The sequence below is a fragment of the Mesorhizobium sp. M7A.F.Ca.US.007.01.2.1 genome (assembly GCF_003998165.1).
GTDB lineage: Bacteria > Pseudomonadota > Alphaproteobacteria > Rhizobiales > Rhizobiaceae > Mesorhizobium > Mesorhizobium ciceri.
Genome location: NZ_RZQP01000253.1, coordinates 1 through 7,956, shown reverse-complemented (window position 1 = coordinate 7,956; position 7,956 = coordinate 1). Strand labels below are relative to the sequence as shown.

At 58.3% G+C, this 7,956-nt stretch carries 6 protein-coding genes; 3 read left to right on the top strand and 3 right to left on the bottom strand.

Going from position 1 to position 7,956, the window contains the following annotated elements:
• Positions 1–1,311, bottom strand: a 1,311-nt coding sequence (locus EN949_RS29805; protein WP_127371869.1) for a DUF4214 domain-containing protein, incomplete at its 3' end; no start/stop codon positions are given.
• 365 nt (positions 1,312–1,676) lie between these two features.
• Here EN949_RS29805 and EN949_RS29800 point away from each other — a divergent pair.
• From EN949_RS29800 to EN949_RS29790, 3 genes are all read left to right on the top strand, one after another.
• The gene (locus EN949_RS29800) at positions 1,677–2,780 is read left to right on the top strand and encodes a hypothetical protein (RefSeq protein WP_024505408.1); all 1,104 of its coding nucleotides are present in this window, start codon (positions 1,677–1,679) and stop codon (positions 2,778–2,780) included.
• Entirely contained in the window at positions 2,777–4,270 is a 1,494-nt protein-coding gene (locus tag EN949_RS29795) for a lipopolysaccharide biosynthesis protein (protein ID WP_024505409.1), read from the top strand. The genes EN949_RS29800 and EN949_RS29795 overlap by 4 nt, the downstream gene beginning before the upstream one ends.
• A 404-nt stretch (positions 4,271–4,674) precedes the next feature.
• The gene (locus EN949_RS29790) at positions 4,675–5,577 is read left to right on the top strand and encodes a glycosyltransferase family 4 protein (RefSeq protein ID WP_164753915.1); all 903 of its coding nucleotides are present in this window, start codon (positions 4,675–4,677) and stop codon (positions 5,575–5,577) included.
• Positions 5,578–5,625: 48 nt separating this feature from the next.
• Here EN949_RS29790 and EN949_RS29785 read toward each other — a convergent pair whose 3' ends face one another.
• The gene (locus EN949_RS29785) at positions 5,626–6,636 is read right to left on the bottom strand and encodes a glycosyltransferase family A protein (protein WP_024505411.1); all 1,011 of its coding nucleotides are present in this window, start codon (positions 6,634–6,636) and stop codon (positions 5,626–5,628) included.
• 221 nt (positions 6,637–6,857) lie between these two features.
• On the bottom strand, positions 6,858–7,956 hold a 1,099-nt coding region (locus tag EN949_RS29780), incomplete at its 5' end, for an acyltransferase (protein ID WP_206534975.1).

Here is a 7,956-nt window from a genome sequence, read left to right as displayed (position 1 = left end):
GGTATAGGTTTCAAGCCCGTTGCCGTCCGCGGACCGGTTCAGAAGCAACAGATATAGAAACCCGACATAGGCGCGGTCTGTCAGGCCGATCGTGGCATATCTGGTTTCGAATTCGTGCGAGCGCATCATTTCCATGATCATGTCGGGGAGTTTGGTCGCTCCGTCTTCAAGTGCCGCCGACCACTGATTGACGCTGGCCGTGTCGCCCTTGCGGCCAAGAATGAGGCAGTAGACGAAACTTGCCTGCCGCGCCGGTAGGGACTGGTCCGCAGCCGCGGCCTCGGGGTCGCAGTCCCGATGGGGCTTGGGTATCGGCAGGGGGCCGCGGGTGAAGTCCCGTACCGTTTTGTAGGCAGGCTTAGGCTCGCCGGTCCGCCATTTGCCATCTGAGAGAGCCACGAGCCTCACCAATCCCATATTGGCTTCGAAGCCGGGGGCCCAGTAGGCCTCATCGAGCAGTTCGTAGATGTGCGCGGCCTCCACCTTATATTTGTCCTTGAGTTCGCTGAGCCGCGTCATCGTCTGCTTGATGCCGTCAGCCTGCTGGCGCTCGCTGCGCTGACTTCCATAAGGATTGTTGAATTCGGTGACCCAGATCGGCTTGCCGTATCTCGAGATTTCACGGAACGCCCATTCCGGGTCATCGCCGTACATGTGCCACACAGAAATATCCCAGGCGATCCCGTCCTGCTTCATCCGCACGAACGCTCCGGTGTGGCCCCAACCGGCGGTGCCCATCGCCTTCCTTATGCTCGGATCGACCTCTGTCATGCCGTCGGACAGGCCCTTCAAGACAGCGCTCACCTTTACCCATCGCGGGCCGTAGTAATCGAGCGGTCCTGTTCCGCCCGCAGGTCCCCATGCACATGGATATTGCGAACCATCGTCGCGTTTCTCACAGGGCTTGATGATGGCATAGTTTTCCATCTCGTTGCCGAGTTCCCAAACACGGATGTCGTTCTTGAACCTGGTAGCAAGGGTGACCGCCAGTTTCCGGGTGCTCGCGTAGAGCTCTTCCGGACTATCCTTGTCCAGATCGGCGACCGCAGGCGTGATGACGGGCAGGATCTCGATCCCTCTCGCCTTCCCGGCGTCGACGAGGTTGGAGAGCATATCCGCGTTGTCCACGCCTGAAACGTTGACGCGGTACGATTTCAGGCCGAGATCCTTGATGAAGTCGAGTTGCCTTTCCACCGGAATGCCCGGATAGGAGACTATTGGATGGCCATTGATGCCCCAGAGGAAATCGGCTGATGCAGGCGCGGCTGTTGCCAGCAGGCAGGCTGCAACGATTGCGAGACGAAACGACACGGCAACAAGCCTCCCTGCCCGATTTCGAGATCCGGGATAGTGGGGACTGCACACATTTCGCGCAATTTGCCCATACGGTTGAGCGCGGGCTCTCGTTACCCCTTTAGACGGTGGTCATGGCACAGCCTATTTGGACTGGCCTCCACCCGACCGCACCTAACCCTTACCAGCCCGCCCAAATGCCTCGGAGACCGTTCGGGTCCGAGAGAAGGATCGTAGTGATGTGACAGCCATGGCTCCACTCCGTCAAAAGTGGAAGGTAGCTACCGCTAATTCGGGGACGGCTGTCGGATTCCAGGGATGCTATGGTACGGCACTAGGCAAATGACATTGGTTGCGGAGCGCGCTGTGGACGGGAGTGCTGCATGTCACTGAGGGTCGGCGACTGGGTAGAGATTCGGTCCAAGGAAGAAATCCTTCTTACGCTCGACAGAAATGGTCGACTTGAGGAGCTTCCTTTCATGCCACAGATGTTTCAATATTGTGGTCACCGCTTTCGTGTTTACAAGCGCGCGCACAAGACATGTGACACGATCAATTTTGCTGGCGGACGCAAGTTATCCGGAGGCATCCATCTTGAAAATCTGAGGTGCGACGGCAACGCGTTTGGAGGTTGTCAGGCAGCGTGCCTGGTCTTCTGGAAAGAGGCATGGCTCAGGCCTGTGGCGTCCTCGGACGAGGCAATCGCGCCGCGAACCAACGCGGCGAATGGAAAAGGTTGCACGGAAAGCGACGTGCTGGCTGGTACGCGCGCCAAGAGCCAGCCACTTTCAGGTGGTCCGAGATACTCATGCCAAGCCACAGAACTTCTGGATGCGACCACCCCACTTTCTTGGTGGGATGCCCGGCAGTATGTGGAAGACTATGCATCGGGAAATGCCAGCAAAAAGCGTCTCCTGGTCGGATTCATCTATGCAGCAGTATTCAGTATCTATCACTACATGGGCCGTCTGCATCTCGGGAGGCTCTCCGTGATTGTCAGCTGGCTGTATGACAAGGTGCAGCACATTTACGGTGGCGTTTCATTCCCACGATATCGGGGATCGATACCTGCCGGCCAGCCGGTTCCAACCATCAAGCTTGATCTCCAACCGGGGGAGCTGATCAGGGTTAAGTCCTATGAAGAAATCCTCAAGACCCTAGACACGGATAATAAGAACCGTGGCCTGTATTTCGACGCCGAGATGGTCCCCTATTGCGACCATACTTTCAGGGTCCGGTCGCGAGTAACAGCGTTTGTCAATGAAAAGACCGGACTTCTCAACCGGCTCAGGGGACCGGCGGTCATCCTGGAAAAAGTCTGGTGCAATTCGAGATATAGCGATTGCCGGATGCAGTGCCCAAGAGCCGTCTATCCCTGGTGGCGAGAAATTTGGCTGGAACGGGTGCCTGGCGAGGCAATCGCTCACATGGGGCATGCTACGGCAGCTCAAACGGAAACAAGCGCGTATGCAGCCAGTGATACATGACCCACAAGGCCCTCAGTGCCAAAGGCGAACCCCGCAACCTTAAAAGGGAAGCCATTCAAAGTGGCGTCGCCAGGATGGTGAGCCAGGGGGTGAACCTGATTCTCAGGGTGGGCTATATTGCCATCCTGGCACGCCTGCTCAGCCCTGACGATTTCGGCCTGGTCGCGATGGTGGTGGCACTCACAGGCATTTTCGACGTCTTCACCACCGCCGGGCTTTCCTCCGCTACCATCCAAAAGCATGAGATTTCGTTTGACCAGGTTTCGGCACTGTTCTGGATCAACATACTGGTAGGGGTCTTTCTCGCGCTGCTCTGCGCCGCGAGTGCCTACACGATATCAGCCTTCTACCATGAGCCGCGTCTACTCAGGATCGCCATCGCGGTCGCTCCAGCTTTCCTGCTTAACGCGGCCGGCGTGCAACATGCCGCTCTGATCGAGCGCGACTTGCGTTATGTCACACTCAGCGCGATCGAAACGGGTGCCCTGTGCGTGGGCATCCTGTCCGGTGTGCTGCTCGCGTTGCGTGGCTACGGCTACTGGGCACTGATCGCCCCGACACTTATCTCGCCGGCAATCAACAGCCTGGGCTGCTGGATCGCCACCGGGTGGATTCCTGGATGGCCTCGACGCGGCGCCAATATTCGCTCGCTCTTGCATTTCGGTGGAATCGTCACGCTGAACAACCTCGTTGTCTATATTGGCTACAATGTGGAGAAAGTCCTTCTCGGGCGGCTCTGGGGCGCTGCGTCGCTCGGATTGTATACCCGGGCCTTCCAGCTGATTGGCATCCCTACGGCGACCATCAACAGCGCCGTCGGTGCGGTACTGTTCTCGGCGTTGTCACGAATGCAGCATGATCCCGCGCGGTTGCGGAACTTCTACCTCAAGGGATATTCGATCGTCATCGCGGTGACGGTTCCCATCACAATGTTCTCGTTCCTGTTCGCACATGAGATCATCACCGTGGTGCTGGGCTCGCAATGGACGGGGGCGGCGACCATCTTCCGGCTGCTCACGCCTACCATCTTGGTGTTCGGGATCATCAACCCTACATATTGGCTGCTCATCTCGACCGGCAAGCAGAAGCGCAGCCTGTATCTGGCTTTCGCCATCGCCCCTCTCGTCATCACTTCCTACTGCGCAGGAATCTCCTTCGGCCCCGAGGGCGTTGCACTGAGCTACTCGACGGCGCTGGTGCTCTGGCTCTATCCACACCTGGTGTGGAGCCTGCACGGAACGCCGGTTTCAGTCGGGGATCTGTTGCGGACGATCATGAGGCCATGGATGGCCGGCATCGTGGCCTCGGTGGGTGCGCTGGCAGTGCAGCGCTATCTCGGCCCGGAGGTTCCTTCGCTTCTGCGGCTCGCGGCTGGCGGGCTGGTTCTGATCAGTATCTATGCATTCGTCTTGCTGTTCGTCTTGGGGCAGCTCAAGCTGTTTCAGGATGTGCTGCTGGGCTTTCGAGGCGAGGCGCGGGCCGGCGCTTGACGCAGCCCGCGACTTCGACCGGCGAAGGCCCGAGAGAGAAGCTATTTGGAGGGCAAATGGCCAGTATAGCAATCGTCCATAGCTATCCGTACGACGCGTTCTTCGGCGGAGACGGCGCCTATATCCAGGCGTTCGGGCGATATCTCCTGAAGTCCGGCCACGAGGTACACGGGTATGTATCCAACATAGCGCGCGGCCGAAGGAGTCCAGTCTGTAGGAGCGTATATGAAATAGAGCAGTTTTCTTCGTGGCAGGTTCGTCGAAGTATCAGATTGGGCCAGAGAACATTTCTATCCACGGAGTTGCTTCGGTCCGGGCATCTGGCCGGATCGTTCCTTGGACGGAAGACCGCACCTGTTTCCCCAACGACGGACCAGAACTTTTCCGAGGGAGAGACTCAGTGGGTGCTTGACCGTATCGAAGCTGGACGGCCGGACGCCGTCATACTGTTCCACGATGCCGTGCATTTCGCCCCTGGCCTCTCCCGCAACGGTAACAGGGTTTTCTCACTTGTTGGCCATCTTCAGCACCGCAACGGGGCAGCGCGCTGGGAGGCCGGCGCAACCCCCGGCCCGGACAAGAATTGGACCGAGGAAAAGAGATTGTCAAACTCGCTGAAGGCGGCAGAGTGTGTCGGTTTCAACAGCAAGGATGACGCCTCCTACGCCCGCAACCATCTCGGGGTGACACGCGTGATCTCTCTTGGCATGGGCTTCGACAATCACGAAAAGCAACCCGACAGCAATGAGCCCATCGTTCTCTTCGTCGGGAATGCCACAGAGCCAAATCGTGCCGCACTGTCGTGGTTCCTGAAGGAGGTCTGGCCAACTGTTCGAACCTCATGCCCCACGGCAAGGGTTCGCATCGTCGGAACCGCCGCCTTCACATGTGAGGTTACGCCGGCGGCCGGCCTGGAGTGTGTGGGAGCGCTCCCGGACCTCGCTCCCGAATATAGGCGCGCCCAGCTTGTCGTGGCCCCGCTCGTTTCCGGCAGCGCCGGCGTCAAGATAAAGGTGGCCGAGGCCATGTCTTACGGCCGCCCCCTCGTGACGACCTCGATAGGTGTGGACGCAGGTGACCCCCACCAACTTGATGAGGGAGCGATCGTGGCCAATGGTGGTGCAGACTTTGCACAGGCGGTCATCGCGCTGTTGAGCAATGCGGAACTTCGGCGTCAGAAATCCGAGGGTACCGCGCATGTATTCGCCAGCCTCTTTTCCTGCGATGTGTGCTATGGCCCGTTCCTGTCTTGGCTCCGCAAGGCAGGCCAGGTGGCTGATAGCAGCTTGTCATCACAAATGGTGTAGGGAGGCGGGCGCCTCTCTAAAGTGGCACTCGACAGGATTTGATCAGCACTATGCTGTATCCGCATGCTCCACTTGGCGGGTGGACGAGCCCGACCGACCGGAAACCACTGCCAAGGCCCGTCTGACGGCGCCCTTCGTTCGATAAAGATGGCCCAGCGGCGGAAACAGCCTCAATATCGGAGACAGCGAAAAGCTATATCTAAGCAATTCGACGCCACAAGCGGTCCTTCCTCGGACAATATGAGAGACTGCCGACCAATAAGCGGCATCGGCAACCCGGCGCATTGCCATGCGACGAAGCCCCGATGCCGCCGGCATGGCAGCGCCTTCGCACGAGAAGAAGCTGGCGAATACCGCCTCTCGTTCTTTCAATTGCGTTAATTTGTCCGAAAAGTGGACCACCGTTATTTGTGCTGCATGCACGCGTCGGATACCGAGCGCGCCCTCGAATTCCACGATTGAACCCAACCGCGCGAGGCGAAGCACCATCTCCAAATCGGGCGCGTGCGCGAGTGACGCACGGTAGTGACCCACCGCCTTTTGCGCAGTCATCCTGACCAGCACCGCTCCCAAGGCCAGGGACACTCCCAGATGGCCCAGATGACGACAACAGTCTTCAATGAACCGGGCACCCGCCGTTACGCGCCATCCATCTGGTTGACTTGGTTCGGCAAAATCCTTCCCCTCGATCATGCTGAGATCAGACCCTATGGCGAAAGCAGCCCCAGGATTGCTTTCGAGGACATCAACGGCGCGTTGGAGCGAGCCGTCTGTCAGGAGATCGTCGGCGCACAAAAGGATGAAGTAGTCTCCTCGCGCAAGCTCGACGCCTTCGTTGAAGGACGCAATTGGCCCTACATTCCTGGCGTGGCACACGACTTCAACCCGGCTGTCTTGGGCGGCAAGTCGGCGTGCCACTTCCACGCTGTCGTCTGTTGACGCGTTATCGATAACAACAATTCGGAGATCGTCGATGCCTTGCGAAAGCACACTGCGTATACATTGCGCGAGGAACCGATCAGCGTTGTAGCAGGGTATGACTACATTGATGCTGGGCATCAGCACAGGCTCCCCTTACCTGATTGGTCGCCTTGGTTATCGGAGCGACCTGATGTGGGCCAGCACAGGCACCACGCCACGATCGAGGACAAAGACGTGGTTTCCGGGCCCATCCTCCAACAAATCGGCTGGAAGGTCATGCCGTCTAAAAGGCTAGGGGATGACAATCGACCAAAGGCGTAGGGGGAGGTGCAACCTCATCGCCAGCCTCTCCGTCTCATTCAGCTGTCTGTGAAGCGGCCGGAGAGATATCGGGTCAGCGGCACTTCAGCAAAAAGATAAACCAGCACCGAAACGCAGGTGACGGCCATGGGCGTCACGAACAACAGCACCGAGGCGAGCCGCGCCGAATCTCCGCTTTCGGCAACGAGCTTCTCGGATACGATAGCCACGAACCAGTGGGTCAAGTAGATCGCATAAGTGCATTTGGCGAGAAAGTTCAAGAGCTTGGAGTCGCTGAAGACACCGAGCTGCTCCAGAGCGACAACCCCCAGCAACAGGACCGACATCGGCATGCCGAGCGCGAGGAGACGGGGCAGCGCCGGCCAACAGAAAGGACGCAAGACTGCTGCTAAGGCTCCGAAGGCGACTGCCGCCGCCGCGAGGGTAACGGCCCCGCTCCACGGCAGTTTGAAAGGGAACAGCCCGGAGTTGGAAAGCTTGAAGATGACGATGCCGAAAGCGAAATCGATCAGGATCGGATTGGTGTAAAATACGAAAATGGGGTTCTCAATGCTTGATGTCTCGCCCGCGACCGCAAGAAGAACCGCGAAGGCGGCGGAATAGAGGATCCCATATTTCACGCTGACGAGTTGGAAAGCTGCGATGATCAGGCTGAATTCGACGATTACCAGCAAGGTCCACGTCGGATACAAGATGGGGTAGGGTCCGAAGGGGACGAAGGCGAGCGACATGAAAAGCTCGGACAAGGTCCTCTGATGGCTTTTCATCGCGTAGTTCTCGACAAGAAATGCGAGAATCGTGACGCCCCAATACAAGGGCACGATTCGAATGAGCCTCGTTCGCAAATAGGCGCCGGCCGACCTGCCATTGTTCCCAAGCACATGCGCGGTAAGAAAACCGGCCAGAACCATGAACAGATCCGTTCCGAAACGGAAAATGTCCAAGACACCCGGCTCAATATGGGCGGCGCTCACCACTCCGGACATGTGGATGTAGCCGATGGCGTAAGCGGATATGAGCCTCAAAAGCTGAGGATTGTGCCAGAACCTCCTTGCCCCAGCAGTCCGGGCGGCCGGATGGTATTCCGCGTTCACCCGGGTTATCAGTCCGAAGCTGACCGTGCCTATTGTTGAGAAG

What these genes read in the sequence shown, in the direction of transcription:
- EN949_RS29795 (WP_024505409.1), top strand. Translation starts at nt 2,777, where the DNA reads ATGACCCACAAGGCCCTCAGTGCCAAAGGCGAACCCCGCAACCTTAAA.
- EN949_RS29800 (WP_024505408.1), top strand. Translation starts at nt 1,677, where the DNA reads ATGTCACTGAGGGTCGGCGACTGGGTAGAGATTCGGTCCAAGGAAGAA.
- EN949_RS29785 (WP_024505411.1), bottom strand. Translation starts at nt 6,636, where the DNA reads ATGCCCAGCATCAATGTAGTCATACCCTGCTACAACGCTGATCGGTTC.